The sequence below is a fragment of the Candidatus Pelagibacter ubique HTCC1062 genome, from assembly GCF_000012345.1.
Classification (GTDB): Bacteria; Pseudomonadota; Alphaproteobacteria; order Pelagibacterales; family Pelagibacteraceae; genus Pelagibacter; species Pelagibacter ubiqueversans.
On record NC_007205.1, the window covers coordinates 754,993 to 771,770 of the forward strand.

Below are 16,778 nucleotides of genomic sequence, written 5' to 3' on the forward strand. Positions count from 1 at the left end.
TTAAAAATATTATAGGATATAATAAATCATATGCAGAATATTAGCTTTATTGGAATTGGTCTTATGGGGTTTCCAATGGCAAAAAACCTTCTTAAATCAGGCTTTAACTTAAGAGCTTATAATAGATCTCAAGATAAAGCAGATAGATTAAAAGAATTTGGAGCAGAAATATCCACATCCATCAAAGACGTTGTTACAAATTCTGATGTAATTATTACGATGCTTACAGATGATGCTGCAGTAGAAAAGGTAATGGGCAGTGATGAGTTTATATCTAATATTAAAGAGGGAGCGACTGTAATTGATATGAGCTCAGTTAACCCCGTTATTACAAAAAAATATTTTAAGATTTTAAAAGAAAAAAATATTAATTATTTAGATGCACCTGTATCTGGCGGAACAATTGGTGCAGAAGAAGCCTCTCTTGCTATTATGGTAGGCGGTGATGAAGAAACATTTAAACAATGTTATGATCTTCTTAAAATATTAGGCAACCCAACACTAGTAGGCCCAGTGACATCTGGTCAAATTTCAAAACTAGCAAATCAAATAATTGTTGGTGTTACCATTGGAGCTGTAGCAGAAGCTGTTACATTATGTGAGAAATCAGGCACTAACCCAAATAAAATGATTGAAGCTTTATCAGGGGGTTGGGCTGATAGTAAAATATTGCAAACTCATGGAAAAAGAATGATCAACAAAGATTTTACCCCAAAAGGAAAAACTACAACACAACTAAAAGATATGACTAACATTATTAATGCTGGAAAAGCAGCTGAAACTCATTTGCCTATTTCTAGTTTAGTTAAAGAAATGTATAAAGATTTAGTAGCAGATGGTCAGGGAAATACAGATCATAGCTCTTTATATAAAGCAATAGAAAAAATAAATAAAAAATGAAATTTTTAAGAATTGGAAAGGCAGGTCAAGAAATTCCTGTAGCACTAGATAGAAATGGAAAATATAGAAATCTATCATCGATTATTAAAGATTTAAATTCAGAAACTATTAATTTTGAAACTTTAGATAAAATTAAAGATATAAATTTAGAGAACCTGGAAGAGGTAAATCAAAATGAAAGAATAGGGTCTTGTATTTCTAAACCAGGAAATTTTTTTGCAATTGGCTTAAATTATGTTGAGCATGCAAAAGAAACAGGAGCAAAAACACCTGACAACCCAGTTCTATTTAATAAGTCAGTTCATTCTATAGTTGGACCAAACGATAATGTGATTATTCCTAAGACTTCAAAAAAATTAGATCATGAAGTTGAAATTGCTTTTGTCATAGGAAAAAAAGCAAAAAGAGTTTTAGAAAAAGATGCACAAGATTATATTTTTGGTTATTGTATTTGTAACGATATCAGTGAACGTGAATGGCAAAAAGAAAAAGGAGGTCAGTGGGTAAAGGGTAAATCTGGTGATACATTTGGACCTTTAGGGCCTTATTTAGTAACTAAAGATGAAATTCAAGACGTTAATAATTTAAATTTAACGCTAGATGTTAATGGTCACAGACATCAAACAGGTAACACCAATCAGATGATTTTCAATTTTAACTTCTTGGTAGCTCATATTACAAGTTTTATAACGTTAATGCCTGGTGATATAGTGACTACAGGAACTCCTCCTGGAGTTGGACTTGGAATGGATCCTCCTGTTTTTCTTAAAGAAGGTGATGAGATGAAGCTAAATATTGACAGTTTGGGCTCTCAAAATTCAAAAGTTATTTTAGAACAATAATTAAGACAAGATGATCAAAAGAGACCTTTATTACGAACGAATACCAACAAAATCATTAAGAGAAGATGTTAGATATCTAGGTGATGTTTTAGGAAGAGTAATAAAAAAACAAGAAGGACAAAGTTTTTTTAAACTAGTAGAGGATACGAGATTACTTTCTAAAGCAAATTTAGCCAACAAACATGTCAAAGATCCTTTTAAGAATATTTTAAATAAAATTAAAAATCTAAACCCTGAAAATACCTTTAAGTTAGCAAGGGCTTTTAATCATTTCATGAACTTTATAAATCTGTCAGAAACTACAGATGCATCAAGAAAACTTGATGAATATGAAAATAATAAAAAAAACAGTAATAAAAATATTTTTATTGAAGAAATATTTGAAAAACTTTTTAAAGATAAAAAGATTACCAATAAAAAAATTTATGATGTTGCAAAAAAACTAAATATTGGAATTGTTTTAACAGCACACCCAACAGAAGTTAAAAGAAGAACACTAATACAAAAATATAACAAAATTATAAAAATTTTAGAACAAAGAGATTTATATAAAAAAAATCTATCAAAATTAAAAACCTTAGATAAAGATTTATATAATGAAATAACCATTATATGGAACACTGATGAGCTTAAAAGATCGAAACCTACACCGTCTGAAGAAGCAAGATGGGGATTGGCAGTAATAGAAGACAGTCTTTGGGACTCTATTCCCAAAGTATATAGAAGACTAAATAACATCTTTCTTAAAAATATGGGAAAATCACTCCCAAGAAACTTTAATCCAATTGAATTTGGATCATGGATGGGTGGTGATAGAGACGGTAATCCAAATGTTACAGCTAAAGTTACTAGCGAAGCCTTACTTTTATCTAGATGGGAAGCTGCAAAACTATATGAAAAACAATTAACGAATTTAATACGTTCATTGTCTATGAAAAAGTGCTCTACACAAATATTAAATATAACAGGTAAAACATTTGAACCCTATAGGGTTTTTTTAAGACCATTGAGGGACAAATTACGAGCAACACATATTTTGATAAAAGAACATCTGGTTAATAAAGAACCATTGGATCATAAAAAACTTTTATCTAATACTGGTGAAATTTTAACACCTCTTAGAGTTGTAAGAGACTCACTAATCCAAAACCAAAGTGAAAATATTGCTGAAGGTGATTTACTGGACTTAATTAGAAGGGCTAGATGTTTTGGAATTAATTTAGCTAAATTAGATATTAGACAAGAATCATCAAGACATACCAAATTAATCTCAGAAATTGTAAAAAAGAAATACAATAAAGACTATTTTTTATGGAATGAAAGTGAAAAACTTGCTTTTCTATCTTCAAGAATTAAAAGTAAAAAAAATTTAATAAAAAATTCTTTACTTAAAAACAAAGAAAATAAAGAAGTTTGGTCTACATTTAATGTACTTGTTGATCAACCTAAAGAATGTTTGGGTGCCTACGTTATCTCAATGACTTCAGCGGCATCAGATATATTATCTGTTGCCTATTTGCAAAAAGAAGCCAAAATTGTCAATAAATTAAGAGTAGTTCCTTTATTTGAAACTTTGGATGATTTGAGAAATGCCAAATCAATAATGAACAGTTTATTTTCGTTGCCTTGGTATAGAAAATCGATCAATTATAAACAAGAAATTATGATTGGTTATTCAGACTCGAGTAAAGATGCTGGTAAATTATCTGCTAGTTGGCATCAATATAAATTACAAGATGAAATTTTGAAATTGGCCAAGAAGTACAAAATTGACATTACTTTTTTTCATGGACGAGGTGGATCTGCAGGGCGTGGTGGAGGACCAATTCAAGCAACATTAAAATCACAACCAGCAAATTCAGTTAATGGAAAAATTAGAATTACAGATCAGGGTGAGGTTATCCAACAAAAATATGGTTATGAACCATTAGCAAAATATAATTTATGTAGCTATATAGGGGCAGTGGTTCAGGCAACGTTAAACCCTCCACCAGAACCTAAAATAAAATGGAAACAATTAATTGAAAAAATGTCAGAAATTTCCATGAAATCTTATAGGAGTAATATTAATGAAAAATCAGATTTTATAAGATATTTTAGAACTGTAACCCCTCATAAAGCATTGGGTAAACTTTCAATTGGTTCTAGACCTTCAAAAAGAAAAAATGTTGATAACATACAAAGTTTAAGAGCTATCCCTTGGGTTTTTGCATGGACACAAATTAGATTATTTTTACCTGCATGGCTTGGCACAACAGAAGCGTTAAATTATGCGTCATCCAAGGTATTTAAAAAAATATTAGTAGATATGGAAAAAAACTGGCCTTTTTTTAATTCAACAATGGATATTTTAGATATGGTAATTTCTAAAGTTGATCCAGAAATATCAAAAGTATATGAAAACCAACTAGCAGATAAAAAGCTTAAAATTGTAGGAAAAAAGTTAAGATCGCAATTTGAAACATTAAAAAGATTAAATAAAGTAATCACGCCATTTCAAATAAGAAAACAAAGAAAGGTATTTAGAACATCTGTTATTATTAGAAATATCTATTCTGAGGTGTTACACATAACTCAATCAATAGTTATGAAAAAACTTACATTAAAAAAATTAAATAAAAATAAGAAACAACATCTTGCTGATGCATTAATGACTTCTATTGCTGGTATATCTGCAGCCATGAAAAACACAGGGTAATATGATTGAATTAATTATAGCTTTTGGGGCTGGTTTAATCAGCTTTTTGTCTCCATGTGTTTTACCTTTAATACCTGGTTATGTTTCCTTTATTACTGGCAGTACATTAAGTGAAATTCTAGAAAAAAAGAAAATTGATTTATTACCGTTGATAGTTTTTTCATTAGGGTTTTCTTTTGTATTTATTATCTTTGGTGCAACTGCTTCTTTTTTGGGGCAAATTCTTTTACAAAATTCTCAAATTTTAAGAATTATTGCTGGAGTTATAATAATCATATTTTCTCTTCAATTAATTGGTGTTTTAAATATTAAATTTCTTAACATTGAAAAGAAATTTTATACAAAAAAATCAAATAATATTTTCTTTATATTTATTGTGGGAATGGCATTTGGCTTTGGATGGACACCATGTATTGGGCCTATTTTAGGGTCGATACTTGCCTTAGCCTCTACAGAAGAAACTATTTACAAAGCAATTTTACTTTTAAGTTTTTACTCACTTGGGTTAGCGATACCTTTTATTTTATCAGGTTATTTGATGCAAAAGTTTTTATTATTTTCAAAAAACTTCAAAAAAAATATTAATTTAGTCACAAAAGGTGGTGGTATAATACTTTTAATTACAGGAATTTTAATTTTAACAAATCAATTACAAGTTCTTGGCTACTATATTTTAAACTATTTACCCTTTTTGCAAAACTTCGGTTAATAGGTTAATAACAATCTATACTTATGAAAATTTATCAAATTGACTCAAGTGCCAGAAAAGAAGGATCAAGTTCAAGAGCATTAGCAAAAAAATTATTAAATAAAATCAAAAAACCAGGCGATGAAGTAATTTATAGAGATTTAGATGACGATATGCTTTTTGTTAGTGGTTTAACTGAGTCTGGAATGAAGATTGCAGAAAAAGACCAAACTGAAGAGCATAAAAAAATGTTTGAACTATCAGATAAACTTGTAAGTGAATTAAAAGAAAGTGATATCATTATAATTTCAGCGCCAATTTATAACTATGGCCCTCCAGCAACTCTTAAAGCTTGGTGTGATCTAGCAGCAAGAATTGGTGAAACTTTCAAGTTTAAACCTAATGGGAGAAGAGAGGGATTACTTAAAAATAAACAAGCTTATTTAGTAATTACTTCAGGTGGAACTAAATTAAATAGCTCAGAGGATTTTTTAACTCCATGGTTAAAATTTATATTAAATTTCTTTGGAATTGAAAAAGTTGAAGTAATAAGTGCTGATCAAATGGCGTTAGATTATGAGAAATCAATTAAAGAAGCTGAAAAACAAATTGAAAATATAATTTAATGAATTTATTAAATAAAAAGGATTACAAGTTATATTCTAACTTTCTAAATACCTTAGCAAAATACTTAAATAAATTTTATTTTTCAAAACTTAATAAAACTTTCATGATATCTAACAAACTTAAAGGTAAAGGCTATGACCCAGTAACAACATCTGACAAAGCATTTGAAAAATTTATTAGATTAAAGATAAAAAAAAAATTTCCAAGTCATCAAGTTATAGGTGAAGAGTTTGGTCACAAAAAATCAACTAGTGATTACACATGGGTCATAGACCCAATTGATGGAACAAGATCATTTGTAATAGGCAATCCAACATGGAGTAATTTGATATCTTTAAATTTTAAAGGTATACCCGTTATTGGTTTAGCAAACTTTCCAATACTAAATAAATATTATTTAAATTTTGATAATAAAAATTCTTTTGTTTTTGAAAAGGGTAAAAAAAGAAAAATCTCTGTTTCAAAAAATATACCATTTAGTACGATAAAAGTATCAGGAGCATTTCATGGAGCGGTCTCTCTTAAACAACAAATGAAAATTCCAAAAGTTTTAAAATTAATGCAATTTCCAACTGCAGACGCATTAAGTTACTCCCATTTATGTGAGGGGAAAATTGATGTTGTCTTTCAGGCTACTAATAAAATTTGGGATATTCACCCATTGATGCCAATTATAAAAGCTGCAGGAGGTATTGTTTCAACATGGGATAATAGAGACGCAGTTAATGCTGGAAATATTTTAGTTTCAGCTAATCAATCTATTCATAATAAAATGCTTAAGCTTTTAAAACCAGTTTCAAAATAAATGCATACAAGAACTAAAAAGATATTAGATTTTTGGTTTAAAGAAACCCCACCAAAAAAAAGATTTCAAAGACATAAAGATTTTGATGCGCTAATAAAAAAGAATTTTTTAAAAGATTATGAGTTAGCAGGTTCAAATGAGTATGATGATTGGCAAGATAGTCCCCTTGGTTCTTTAGCTCTAGTTATTTTATTTGATCAATTTTCAAGAAATATGTTTAGAGATGATCCGAAAGCTTTTATCCAAGATCATAAAGCAAGGTTGATAGTTAACGATTCTGTTTATGCAGGCTTTTTAGATGAAATGGATCAAGATCAAAGATTGTTTATGATATTACCACTAATTCACAGTGAAGAGATCACAGATCATGATATGGCCTATTATCTACTAGATAAATTCTTAAAAGATCATCCAGGTTTAATCTCTATAAAAAAATCTTGGAAAGATCACACCTTAGTAATAAAGAAATTTCATAGATATCCTCATCGAAACTTAGTGTTAGTTAGAAAATCTACTCCTGAGGAAATAGAGTTTCTAGCTCAACCAAATTCATCCTGGTAAAATGTTCACTAAATGAACAAATAAAATAAGCTATTCAATCTCTGCATTGCTGTAGTGACAATAAGTCATTTTAATATCTTAAAGTGCCGTCTATAAGGAGCCTACAAAATTCAAAAATTAACATTATCTTCTCTCTCTATTAGATAGTTAATATTAGCTTCCCTCGAAAGAGGGAAGTTTCTTATTGTTAATATCCCCACTGAATAATATAAATTTTAAATGAATTTCAAATTTGTTTATAAAATATGTACCAAATCTGAATGGCATGAAATTAAGAGCAAAGGTCAATTAACAGGTTCTAAAAAAGATTTGGAAGATGGCTATATTCATTTTTCAGGTGATGATCAAGTTGCCGGAACTCTTAAAAAATTTTACCAAAACCAAAAAGATTTAATTTTATTAAAGGTAGATACTTTAAAACTAGATCATTTAGTTTGGGAACAAGCATCAGATGGAAATATGTTTCCACATTTATATTCACCACTAGATATTTCTAATGTAGTAAATGAATTTGATATTACTTTAGATGATGAAGGCAATCATGTGTTGCCGGATATTTTTTGACCGCTTTTTTTTAAGGGGGTCACCCTTTCGGTAAACTCCAAAAGAGTTCCCCTATAAGTCAGCGGTTTACGCTAAAATCTATAATAATAGATTTTTTATTTTCTATGGTCTTATCTAGTCTTTGATTATTTAATCACACCAGTTATGTGTCAGGTGGTGATAAATTCATAATCATCCTCCTTTATTGATATTCATATATTAGCATTTTTGAATACTCTATTCAAAATATTTATTTCACTTTATGTTAAATATATTTATTGAATGCAACCTAGCAAAACTGTAGGGTTTCGATAATTTTAGAAACTCTTCTAACTAATTTTATTTAAATAATTTTATTAATTATTACCTAAAAGATTTACCATTAGTACACCCACAATAATAAAACATAAACCAACTATCGAATAAAGATTTGGAACTTGATTATATTTGATTATGCCAACACCTACAGTTGAGATAATCGCAAGACCCGCAAATGATGCGTAAGTAATTCCCATTGGAATATTTTTCATCACCATTGATAAGGCATACATGCACAAAACTATAGTAATTGCCGTAATAATACTTGGAACAAGTAGAGTAAAACCTTCGGCGCTTTTTGCAAAACTATTTGAAGCAACACCTAGTACTACTGCTAAAGCTAGAAATAAGTAGGAAGTTGTCATATTCATTAATTAGTTTTTCCCATTGTATTTAATAATATAACACCAATAATAATTAAAGATATTCCAAGAACAGCATAAAGGTTTGGTGTTTGATTGTATTTTACAACACCAAAGATTGTTACAGCTGTAATAGTGAGCCCCCCGTAAGTAGCGTAAGTAAAGCCAACGGGTATAATGGTCATTGCTTTAGATAAACAAAAGATACATGCAACAATTGTAATAATGCAAAAAATAGTAGGATAAATATTTGTAAAGCCATCTGTAGCTTTTAAGAAACCATTGGATGAAATACCAAGTATTATTGCTAATACTAGAAATATGTAGCCGCCAGTAAGATTCATCTAATTATCTTAAATGAAATATTGTTAGAGATATATAATTATTTAGATATTACCACCAACCCATTACACGGCCGTTACCAGCAATAATTAATAGGCAAGTTAATACATGAAGTGCTATCCAAAATGTTCTAAAAGCTAATGCTTTTTTAACATCGTTTTGTTTTATAGGTAAAAATTCAGGTTTGTCTTTGTCATTAATACCTATGGGCATCCCAACTGTTCTTGCCCAAATTTTTAACCAACGTCTTTGACCAGTCATAATTTTTATCTAAATTTAATCAATCCAATTGGGAAAAGGCAACCCTTTTTCCTCAAGAAAAGATTTGTTAAACATTTTGGTAGCGTATTTATCACTTTTATCACAAAGAATTGTTACAATAGTTTTTCCAGGACCCAACTCTTTACCCATTCTAATCGCACCAGCAATATTAATTCCACAGCTAGTACCAAGGCTTAAGCCTTCATTTTCAATTAAATCATAAAGTATAGGAAGCGCTTCATGGTCATCAATAGAGTAGGCGTCATCTATCTTAGCATTTTCAAAGTTTTTTGTTACTCTACTTGATCCAATTCCTTCAGTAATTGAACCACCTTCAGATTTTAATTCTCCATTTTTTATATAATTGTAAAGAGCAGATCCTTTTGGATCAGATAGAAATATTTTTATATCTTTATTTTTTTCTTTAAGAGCGTTACTTACTCCTGAAATCGTTCCACCTGTTCCAGATGAACATACAAAACCATCAACTTTACCTTCAGTTTGATCCCAAATTTCTTGTCCTGTTCCTTCATAATGACCCTTAGCATTTGCAACATTGTCAAACTGATTAGCCCAAACAACACCGTTATTATTTGATGGTCTTAATTCATCAGCAAGTTTTGCTGCAACTTTTACAAAGTTTGCATCATCTTTATAAGGTTTAGCTGGAACTAGTCTTAAATCAGCACCAATATTTCTAAGAAGATCTTTTTTTTCTTGTGTTTGGTTATCATTCATTACTATGATTGTTTTATAACCAAGTGAATTACCAAGTAGACATAAGCCAATACCAGTATTACCAGCAGTACCTTCAACAATTGTTCCACCTTTAGAAATTAATTTTTTGGTCTCTGCATCTTTAATTAAAGCAAGTGCCGCTCTATCTTTTACAGAGCCACCAGGGTTCATAAATTCAGCTTTACCATAAATATTACAACCAGTTATTTCTGATGCAGCTCTAAGTTTGATTAAAGGAGTGTTACCAATTCCAGAAATAAAATTGTCTTGAATATTTTTCATTAGTTTGAAGTATCTTTATCTACCTCTTCTACCGCATAAGGTTTAAATTCTTCAGTTGCTGTACCAACATTTTTAGCGGGTATTCCAACCATTACTGCATTCTCAGGAACATCTTTAGTTACAACGGCGTTAGCTCCAATTTTAGCATGAGTGCCAATTATTACAGGGCCTAATATTTGTGCACCAGAACCAACTACAACACAATCACCTAATGTAGGGTGTCTTTTAACTTGTCTTTGGTCATTTGAATTAATACTTGGCGCAATCCCACCTAAAGTTGCCATATGATAAATGGTTACGTTATTTCCAATTGCTGAAGTTTCACCAATTACAACACCCATACCATGGTCAATAAATAAATTTTTTCCAATTTTAGCACCTGGGTGAATTTCTATTCCAGTTAAAAACCTAGAGAGTTGAGAAATCATTCTTGCAACCAAATAAAATTTGGCTAGTTGAAAAAAATTTGCAATTCTGTGAAAAAAAACTGCTTTAACGCCTGGGTAAGTTAAAATTAAACTTAGTTTAGATTTTGCCGCAGGATCTCTATCAATTATAGATTGTAAAAAGTCGTTCATTATTTGCTAATGTTGATTATAAATTTATAGTGGTTTATATAAGCTTTAAATAAGTAATTTAAAGAGGAAAATCTATGTACAAAAACACCAACTGTTTTCATTTAGCAATACCTTGTGGCGATTTAGAGAAAGCAAAACATTTTTACAGTGAAATATTAGGGTGCAGATTAGATAACTCAGCTCAAGAATGGGCAGATGTAGATTTTTGGGGAAATGAATTAACTCTTCACGCAAGCGAGCATAAACTTGAAAGCGAAAGACATGATGTTGATATGGGTAACGTTTCTGTTCCTCATTTCGGTGTACATTTATCTAGAGAAAATTTTGATGCTCTTAAAAGTAGACTAAGAGAAAAAAATACTAAATATTATGACGAACCTTATTTAAGATTTAAAGGAACAAAATATGAGCAAGAAACATTCTTTGTTAAAGATCCTAATGAAAATATTTTAGAGATCAAAACATTAACTGCAAATCCTGGCTAAACTTTTAAATGACAAATAAAGTAGCTGCATACAGTGAAATTTTATATCATTTAATAAATTTTCGAACAGACCAATTCCAACAATTAAAAAAGATGTTAGGAATTGATTACGATTCTTTCATGATACTTTCTGTTATGGGGGCCCATTATTTAAAACATAGTGATAAGTTAGGATCAGATTGGGAAGCTGTATGGAAAAATTTAAGAACATCAAAAATAGAGGAGTTTTATATAGCACGTAAGTTAACAATTTATGCTGTAGCAAATATTTTAAATTTACCAAAAGAAACTGTTAGAAGAAAAATAGAAATTTTAAAAAAAAAAAAATTAATAAGTCATTCAACTAAAATGGGTCTTTTACCAACAAACAAAACCGAAGAAATAATGAAACCTTTTGCTGAAATTGAATTAAAAACTCTTTCAAAATTTCTAAAAAATCTAAAAAAAAATAACACTTTAGAAAAAGTTTTAAATTTCTAATATTTGTAATACCTTTAAAACCTATTTTGGGTCTATAAAACCTAAATTGGGTTTTTTTTTATTATCAATTTTTTTTTATTTTTATAATAATCTGTTTAATGAAATTTATAAAAATATTTTTAACATCACTCTGTTTAATAATCACAACTGTAGCTAATGCAGATGTAGCCTCTCAAGCTTTAAATAAAGTATCTGAAAAAATATCAAATTTAATCCCAGGTGAAGGAATTACTGAAGTATCTTTAGATTATAATGATGGTGATGAGGATCAGCTTAACTTCTCAATATTAGGGGTAAGAGATATTGAAACAACAGATAACTCTAATTTTTTTACTCAATTTAGTTTGATGAACCAGGAAATAAACAGTTCCGGAAGAATTATTGGAAACATAGGCTTAGGTTATAGAAAACTATCTGAAGATAAAAATTTTATGTTTGGCGCAAATACTTTCTACGATAGAGATTTAACAGAGGGTCAAGACAGATTAGGCCTTGGTATTGAAGCTAAAGGTTCAATTTTAGATTTAACTGCAAATAGCTATACAAAAATTTCAAACTCTGAAGTTGTTAATGGTGATAGAGAGCAAGTTTTATCTGGTTGGGATTTTAACTTAACATCTCAAATTCCAAGAGCACCATGGGCTAGAATTAATTATAATGGTTATAAATGGGAAACTGAAAAAGGATCTGCTGATCAAAAAGGTAATATTTATTCTCTAGAACTAGATGTAACAAACTCAGTAGAAGTTGTTGCAAGTTTAGACAAATCCTCACTAAATGGTGTGGATGATGAAACTTCTTTAAGTATTAATTATATTTATCCACCAAAAGAAAAATCTATGGTGATGTCTGACGGTTTATCAAATGACATGTTTGAAAAAAGTAACATGGAACAAAAATTAAAAGAAAAAGTTAGAAGAAGAAATAAACTAGTAATGGAAATTCAGGGAGCAGTCGTCATGACTAAAAAATAATATTATGATAAAAAATCTATTTTCTAAACTAATCATTTTTTCTTTTTATTTAATTTTCACAAATAGTTTATATGCAGCAGAAAATGTTAAAGGACCAGCAACAGAATATATAATAACAATGACTAAAGTCGAAATATGCGAAAGTGGCAGCACAATAGCAAATTGTTTAAATCCTATTGATATAACAACTGGTAATGGTGCAACAGCCGACATAGCTTCAGTAGAAGCTGGAGTAACAGCAGCAACAGTTGCAGATTTTGGAAAAGCTACATTAGGAAAAACTTATACGTATATTCAAACAACCATGTCAAGAGCAATGACGATAACAGGAACTGCAGGAAATTGTAAAACTAAAGCAGGTATAAACGGGTCTTTAGGTGGTTCTGCAGGAGGTGCAGCAGTTGGTCATACTGGTACAGCGGGCTCTGCAATATTATATGTTCCGCACTTTACGCAGGATACTGCAAATTATTCTATGATGGAGGGATCAAATGCTGACGGTAGTTCATTGGCTACATTAGCAACTGTAAGAACAACTGATACACATTTTAGATCAAGACAAATTTTAACATCACCTTACACTCCTGTTGCTGGATCAAGCCCTACAGTTTTTGTAGCATTTGACACTTCAGTTGCCGTAAATGAAGTTGATGATGCAAGTTGTACTGATGCTGGACTTCAAGCTGCACCACCTACAGTAACTCTAACAGTTCAAGGTCAGTAATTTTCTTTGAAAAAATTATTAGTATTCTTTTTAACCTTCTTTTTTTCTAATTTAACTTTTGCAGCAGACGAAAAACCTGGAAGGTTTTTTGAAGACCAGCCTGATGTAACAGATGACCATCAAATTCACTTTATATATTTATTACCATCTGATGGTGAAGACAGAGAGCTAGATATAAATGGTAGCATGGAAAGTATTTTAGAAAAAGTAAACAATACAATGTTTGAAGCTACAAAAGCAAATAAGGGTTCAGGTGGGTTAGGTAAAAAATACAGATATGATTACAGAAAAGATGGAAAACTAGATATCACATTTATTAGAACCAGTAAAAACTGGAAAGAATTACAAGATAAAAGTGTTAACACTCAAATGGGTCATTATTTCAATCAAGTTGGTGGTTTTAACAATAAAAAGAAAACATATTTCCTATGGACCGATGTTGATAGAGGAAATCATGGTGGAGATGCTGGTGTTGGAATAGGTGGAATATTTGTTAAAAGTAATGGTAGATCTGGAGATGTAATGAAACATGAAAAAGATTTTTTAAATATTAACCTTCATGAGATTTTGCATACTCAATTAATGGGAATTAAATGTATTAAAGGTATGGGAAAAATTCATTATTCAAATCATTCAAATAGTGGTGATAATCATATGCTTAGTAGTGGAACTAAGTTAAATAAAAATTTATATACCCATAATATTGAAGGATGTCCTCAGCTTATAGATAGCGTTTATCTAACACCAACCTCAGAAGATCCATACAATCCTTATGAGATAATGTGTGAAAGAAATCTTGGAAAATACACTCACCCTAAGTTAGTTAAAATAATGCAAAAAGCTAAAAAATCTAACAAGTGGTATAAAAATAGAATTGCACCAACTTGCAATTGGAGAGACTGGACTGGAAAATTTGCAAAGTCTGGAGAAAAGTTTGGTTTCTTTGGTGAGATGAAATAAATCTTGCTTTAGCACACTTAAGATATTAGCTTTAAATCTTAAATGACAATCGACTATAAAAAAATTTCTAAAAATCTAAAATTTGAAGGCAGAGCTTTTATTGATGGTAAATACGTTGATGCCATTGATGGTGAAAAATTTGAAAATATAAATCCTGCAACGGGTGAAACTCTTTGTTCAGTTTCAAAATGTAATCATAAAGATGTTGATTTAGCAGTTAAAGTTTCAAGAAAGGCTTTTAATAGTGGTGTTTGGTCTAGAACATCTCCAGAATTTAGAAAAGATGTCTTACTGAAATTTGCAGAATTATTAAGAAAAACTGGTGAAGAAAATTCTGTTCTTGAATGTGTAGATACAGGAAAATTAATTGGAGACTGCATTAATGAGGTTGCAAATGATGCGCCAATGCATTTTCAGTGGTATGGAGAATTAATAGATAAAGTATTTGGTAAAGTTGGACCAACAGAACCATCACTAACTAGTTTAATTGTTAAAGAACCAATTGGTGTTGTTGCTGGAGTTGTTCCTTGGAATTTCCCTTTAATGATGGCAGTTTGGAAAATGGCACCAGCATTAGCTGCAGGATGCTCTGTTATAATTAAACCAGCAGAAGATACACCTTTAACAGCAATTAGAGTTGCTCAAATTGCAAAAGAAGCAGGTATTCCAGATGGAGTTTTAAATGTATTACCTGGCTTTGGTGATGTTGGTGAAGCACTTGGTAGACATGATGATGTTGATGCAGTTTCATTTACTGGCTCAACAGAAGTAGGTGGACTGTTCATGAAATATTCTGGTGAAAGTAATTTAAAGACAATTGGTTTAGAGATGGGTGGTAAAAGTCCGTTCATCGTTTTAGAAGATGCAAAGATTACAGATAATTTAATTGATAATGCAATTAATTCTGCCTTTTGGAATGGTGGACAGAACTGCTCTGCAAATATGAGGCAAATAATTCACACTAAAGTTAAAGATGAATTTTTAGATAAAGTTTCCAAAAAAGTAAAAGCTCTTAAAGCTGGAGATCCATTAGATCCAAGTTCAAACATGGGGTCAATGATTTCTAAAAAACATTTAGCAACAGTTGATGGTTATATTCAAAAAGGAATTGATGAAGGTGCCAAATTATTATTTGGAGGAGTTTCAAGTAAAGATCAAAAAGGCTTTTTTGCAAAACCAACTCTATTTGATGATTTAAAAGAGAACATGACAATTGCTCAAGAAGAAATTTTTGGACCAGTACTTGGTGTTCTTACAATCAATAGTGACGAAGAAGCTTTGAAAATTGCAAGTAATTCAAAGTATGGATTGCACGCAAGTGTTTTTACTCAAGATATTGATAGAGCTTTTCATATGGCAAAAAGTTTACCTTGTGGAACTGTTTCAGTTAATACTTTTTCTGAAGGTGATATTAAAACACCTTTTGGTGGATACAGACAGTCTGGTTCATTGAGTAGAGATCAAGGTACAGAAGCTCTGGACCAATACCTTCAAACCAAGACTATTTGGATTAGTCATTCATAAAAAGATAAATAATATTAGGGATTATAAGTAGATAATTTTCTTTGACTTGCTCAAAAGTTTTAAGTTATGCTAGTTTTTTTAAATTAATCGAGAGGGATATAATGAAAATAATAAAAACTACACTTGTAGCTGGTTTGATTTCTTTATTTGCTACTTTTTCAACATTTGCTGAGAAAGTTAAAATTGGAGATCCAGGTTGGACAGGTGCAACAGCTATTGCAAATTTATTAGCAGCAGTTGTTAATGACAAAATGGGTGGAGAAGCAGAATTAGTTCCAGGAAATAATACTGCAATCTACGCAGCAATTGATAGAAGCAAAGGTGAGATAGAAGTTCACCCTGATATCTGGCTACCTAATCAACAGGCTTATACTAACGATCTAGTTCCTAAAGGAACTCTTAAGTTAAGTTCAAAACCTTATGAAGGAAACCAAGGATATTGTGTGTCTCAACAATTTGCTAAAAAAATGAATATTACAGCAATTGAAGACTTAGCTAGACCAGAAGTTGTTAAAGCAATGGACAGTGACGGAAATGGTAAAGGTGAGTTTTGGATTGGTGCTGATGGATGGGCTTCTGCAAATGTAAACCAAGTAAAACTTAGAGATTACGGTTTATACGATGCAGGCATTGAAGCAATCAGAGCTGCTGAAGCTGTAAAAAATGCAAGAGTGCTTGACTCTATTAAAAAAGGTGAAGGTTATGCATTTTATTGTTACAAGCCACATGCAATTTGGGGAATGGCTGATGTAGTTATGTTAACTGAACCTAAGTTCGATGAAGCAAAATACAAAATGGTTCAGCCTAAAGAAGATGCTGATTGGTACAAAAAATCTTATGTTGCATCAAAAGATGCTCTTAAGCAAATCCAAATCGGTTGGGGAACTTCTTTAGAAGCAAAGTCACCAGCGATTGTTGATTTCTTTAAGAACTTTCAATTGTCAGCAGACGATGTTTCATTAATGGCTTTTCAAATTTCAGTTGAGAAAAAAGATCCAGCTGATGTTGCTAGAACATGGATGAAAAACAATAAGTCTAAAGTTGATGGTTGGTTAGGCCTTTAAGTTAAACTAAATTTTACCCGGCA

At 30.6% G+C, this 16,778-nt stretch carries 20 protein-coding genes; 15 read left to right on the forward strand and 5 right to left on the reverse strand.

The features are described from left to right. The first annotated feature begins 30 nt into the window (after positions 1-30). The 8 genes from SAR11_RS03920 to SAR11_RS03955 all read left to right on the forward strand — a co-directional run bounded on the left by SAR11_RS03920 (position 31) and on the right by SAR11_RS03955 (position 7,685). Positions 31-900: an NAD(P)-dependent oxidoreductase gene (locus tag SAR11_RS03920; RefSeq protein ID WP_011281935.1), complete on the forward strand. Its 870-nt coding sequence runs from the start codon at positions 31-33 to the stop codon at positions 898-900. Further along, positions 897-1,742 (forward strand): fumarylacetoacetate hydrolase family protein, encoded by an 846-nt coding sequence (locus tag SAR11_RS03925; protein WP_011281936.1) that lies wholly within the window; start codon positions 897-899, stop codon positions 1,740-1,742. The genes SAR11_RS03920 and SAR11_RS03925 overlap by 4 nt, the downstream gene beginning before the upstream one ends. 10 nt (positions 1,743-1,752) lie before the next feature. Beyond that, the gene (gene ppc, locus SAR11_RS03930) at positions 1,753-4,440 is read left to right on the forward strand and encodes a phosphoenolpyruvate carboxylase (RefSeq protein ID WP_011281937.1); all 2,688 of its coding nucleotides are present in this window, start codon (positions 1,753-1,755) and stop codon (positions 4,438-4,440) included. A gap of 1 nt (position 4,441) precedes the next feature. Continuing rightward, positions 4,442-5,149, forward strand: coding sequence for a cytochrome c biogenesis CcdA family protein (locus SAR11_RS03935; RefSeq protein ID WP_011281938.1), 708 nt, complete (start codon positions 4,442-4,444; stop codon positions 5,147-5,149). 23 nt (positions 5,150-5,172) lie between these two features. After that, positions 5,173-5,754 (forward strand): FMN-dependent NADH-azoreductase, encoded by a 582-nt coding sequence (locus SAR11_RS03940; RefSeq protein ID WP_011281939.1) that lies wholly within the window; start codon positions 5,173-5,175, stop codon positions 5,752-5,754. After that, positions 5,754-6,560: an inositol monophosphatase family protein gene (locus SAR11_RS03945; RefSeq protein ID WP_011281940.1), complete on the forward strand. Its 807-nt coding sequence runs from the start codon at positions 5,754-5,756 to the stop codon at positions 6,558-6,560. The genes SAR11_RS03940 and SAR11_RS03945 overlap by 1 nt, the downstream gene beginning before the upstream one ends. Further along, positions 6,561-7,121 (forward strand): DUF924 family protein, encoded by a 561-nt coding sequence (locus SAR11_RS03950; RefSeq protein WP_011281941.1) that lies wholly within the window; start codon positions 6,561-6,563, stop codon positions 7,119-7,121. Between the two features lie 219 nt (positions 7,122-7,340). Further along, entirely contained in the window at positions 7,341-7,685 is a 345-nt protein-coding gene (locus SAR11_RS03955) for a DUF952 domain-containing protein (protein ID WP_011281942.1), read from the forward strand. A 335-nt stretch (positions 7,686-8,020) separates the two neighbouring features. Here the strand turns inward: SAR11_RS03955 and SAR11_RS03960 are convergent, their stop codons facing one another. The 5 genes from SAR11_RS03960 to epsC are packed head-to-tail and all read right to left on the reverse strand — an operon-like array spanning position 8,021 to position 10,545. Next, positions 8,021-8,353: a DMT family transporter gene (locus tag SAR11_RS03960; protein ID WP_006997130.1), complete on the reverse strand. Its 333-nt coding sequence runs from the start codon at positions 8,351-8,353 to the stop codon at positions 8,021-8,023. Continuing rightward, complete coding sequence (locus SAR11_RS03965; protein ID WP_011281943.1) at positions 8,353-8,688, reverse strand: DMT family transporter; 336 nt, start codon at positions 8,686-8,688, stop codon at positions 8,353-8,355. Before SAR11_RS03965 ends, SAR11_RS03960 begins: the two co-directional genes overlap by 1 nt. A gap of 49 nt (positions 8,689-8,737) precedes the next feature. Next, complete coding sequence (locus SAR11_RS03970; RefSeq protein WP_011281944.1) at positions 8,738-8,947, reverse strand: hypothetical protein; 210 nt, start codon at positions 8,945-8,947, stop codon at positions 8,738-8,740. A 15-nt stretch (positions 8,948-8,962) separates the two neighbouring features. Continuing rightward, positions 8,963-9,967 carry a cysteine synthase A gene (locus SAR11_RS03975; RefSeq protein ID WP_011281945.1) on the reverse strand — a complete coding sequence of 335 codons (1,005 nt, stop codon included), beginning with the start codon at positions 9,965-9,967 and terminating at the stop codon, positions 8,963-8,965. Next, positions 9,967-10,545 (reverse strand): serine O-acetyltransferase EpsC, encoded by a 579-nt coding sequence (gene epsC, locus SAR11_RS03980; protein WP_011281946.1) that lies wholly within the window; start codon positions 10,543-10,545, stop codon positions 9,967-9,969. The genes SAR11_RS03975 and epsC overlap by 1 nt, the downstream gene beginning before the upstream one ends. Before the next feature lie 74 nt (positions 10,546-10,619). Here epsC and SAR11_RS03985 point away from each other — a divergent pair, with 74 nt between their 5' ends. The 7 genes from SAR11_RS03985 (at position 10,620) to SAR11_RS04015 (ending at position 16,755) form a co-directional block, all read left to right on the forward strand. After that, positions 10,620-11,030 carry a VOC family protein gene (locus SAR11_RS03985; protein WP_011281947.1) on the forward strand — a complete coding sequence of 137 codons (411 nt, stop codon included), beginning with the start codon at positions 10,620-10,622 and terminating at the stop codon, positions 11,028-11,030. An 8-nt stretch (positions 11,031-11,038) separates the two neighbouring features. Continuing rightward, positions 11,039-11,509, forward strand: a complete 471-nt coding sequence (locus SAR11_RS03990; RefSeq protein ID WP_011281948.1) for a hypothetical protein — start codon at positions 11,039-11,041, stop codon at positions 11,507-11,509. Positions 11,510-11,607: 98 nt separating this feature from the next. Further along, a complete protein-coding gene (locus SAR11_RS03995) occupies positions 11,608-12,483 on the forward strand; it encodes an inverse autotransporter beta domain-containing protein (RefSeq protein ID WP_011281949.1) in 876 nt (291 codons plus the stop codon). A gap of 4 nt (positions 12,484-12,487) precedes the next feature. Continuing rightward, entirely contained in the window at positions 12,488-13,207 is a 720-nt protein-coding gene (locus SAR11_RS04000; protein WP_011281950.1) for a hypothetical protein, read from the forward strand. A 6-nt stretch (positions 13,208-13,213) separates the two neighbouring features. Beyond that, on the forward strand, positions 13,214-14,167 hold the full coding sequence (locus SAR11_RS04005; protein ID WP_011281951.1) for a hypothetical protein: 954 nt from the start codon (positions 13,214-13,216) through the stop codon (positions 14,165-14,167). Between the two features lie 42 nt (positions 14,168-14,209). Beyond that, a complete protein-coding gene (locus SAR11_RS04010) occupies positions 14,210-15,691 on the forward strand; it encodes an aldehyde dehydrogenase (protein ID WP_011281952.1) in 1,482 nt (493 codons plus the stop codon). 101 nt (positions 15,692-15,792) lie between these two features. Continuing rightward, positions 15,793-16,755: a glycine betaine ABC transporter substrate-binding protein gene (locus SAR11_RS04015; protein ID WP_006997122.1), complete on the forward strand. Its 963-nt coding sequence runs from the start codon at positions 15,793-15,795 to the stop codon at positions 16,753-16,755. The last annotated feature ends 23 nt before the right edge of the window (positions 16,756-16,778 follow it).

Excerpts from the sequence above, each read along its gene's own strand:
- SAR11_RS03920 (WP_011281935.1), top strand. The coding sequence starts at position 31 with ATGCAGAATATTAGCTTTATTGGAATTGGTCTTATGGGGTTTCCAATG.
- SAR11_RS03925 (WP_011281936.1), top strand. The coding sequence starts at position 897 with ATGAAATTTTTAAGAATTGGAAAGGCAGGTCAAGAAATTCCTGTAGCA.
- ppc (WP_011281937.1), top strand. The coding sequence starts at position 1,753 with ATGATCAAAAGAGACCTTTATTACGAACGAATACCAACAAAATCATTA.
- SAR11_RS03935 (WP_011281938.1), top strand. The coding sequence starts at position 4,442 with ATGATTGAATTAATTATAGCTTTTGGGGCTGGTTTAATCAGCTTTTTG.
- SAR11_RS03940 (WP_011281939.1), top strand. The coding sequence starts at position 5,173 with ATGAAAATTTATCAAATTGACTCAAGTGCCAGAAAAGAAGGATCAAGT.
- SAR11_RS03945 (WP_011281940.1), top strand. The coding sequence starts at position 5,754 with ATGAATTTATTAAATAAAAAGGATTACAAGTTATATTCTAACTTTCTA.
- SAR11_RS03950 (WP_011281941.1), top strand. The coding sequence starts at position 6,561 with ATGCATACAAGAACTAAAAAGATATTAGATTTTTGGTTTAAAGAAACC.
- SAR11_RS03955 (WP_011281942.1), top strand. The coding sequence starts at position 7,341 with ATGAATTTCAAATTTGTTTATAAAATATGTACCAAATCTGAATGGCAT.
- SAR11_RS03960 (WP_006997130.1), bottom strand. The coding sequence starts at position 8,353 with ATGAATATGACAACTTCCTACTTATTTCTAGCTTTAGCAGTAGTACTA.
- SAR11_RS03965 (WP_011281943.1), bottom strand. The coding sequence starts at position 8,688 with ATGAATCTTACTGGCGGCTACATATTTCTAGTATTAGCAATAATACTT.
- SAR11_RS03970 (WP_011281944.1), bottom strand. The coding sequence starts at position 8,947 with ATGACTGGTCAAAGACGTTGGTTAAAAATTTGGGCAAGAACAGTTGGG.
- SAR11_RS03975 (WP_011281945.1), bottom strand. The coding sequence starts at position 9,967 with ATGAAAAATATTCAAGACAATTTTATTTCTGGAATTGGTAACACTCCT.
- epsC (WP_011281946.1), bottom strand. The coding sequence starts at position 10,545 with ATGAACGACTTTTTACAATCTATAATTGATAGAGATCCTGCGGCAAAA.
- SAR11_RS03985 (WP_011281947.1), top strand. The coding sequence starts at position 10,620 with ATGTACAAAAACACCAACTGTTTTCATTTAGCAATACCTTGTGGCGAT.
- SAR11_RS03990 (WP_011281948.1), top strand. The coding sequence starts at position 11,039 with ATGACAAATAAAGTAGCTGCATACAGTGAAATTTTATATCATTTAATA.
- SAR11_RS03995 (WP_011281949.1), top strand. The coding sequence starts at position 11,608 with ATGAAATTTATAAAAATATTTTTAACATCACTCTGTTTAATAATCACA.
- SAR11_RS04000 (WP_011281950.1), top strand. The coding sequence starts at position 12,488 with ATGATAAAAAATCTATTTTCTAAACTAATCATTTTTTCTTTTTATTTA.
- SAR11_RS04010 (WP_011281952.1), top strand. The coding sequence starts at position 14,210 with ATGACAATCGACTATAAAAAAATTTCTAAAAATCTAAAATTTGAAGGC.
- SAR11_RS04015 (WP_006997122.1), top strand. The coding sequence starts at position 15,793 with ATGAAAATAATAAAAACTACACTTGTAGCTGGTTTGATTTCTTTATTT.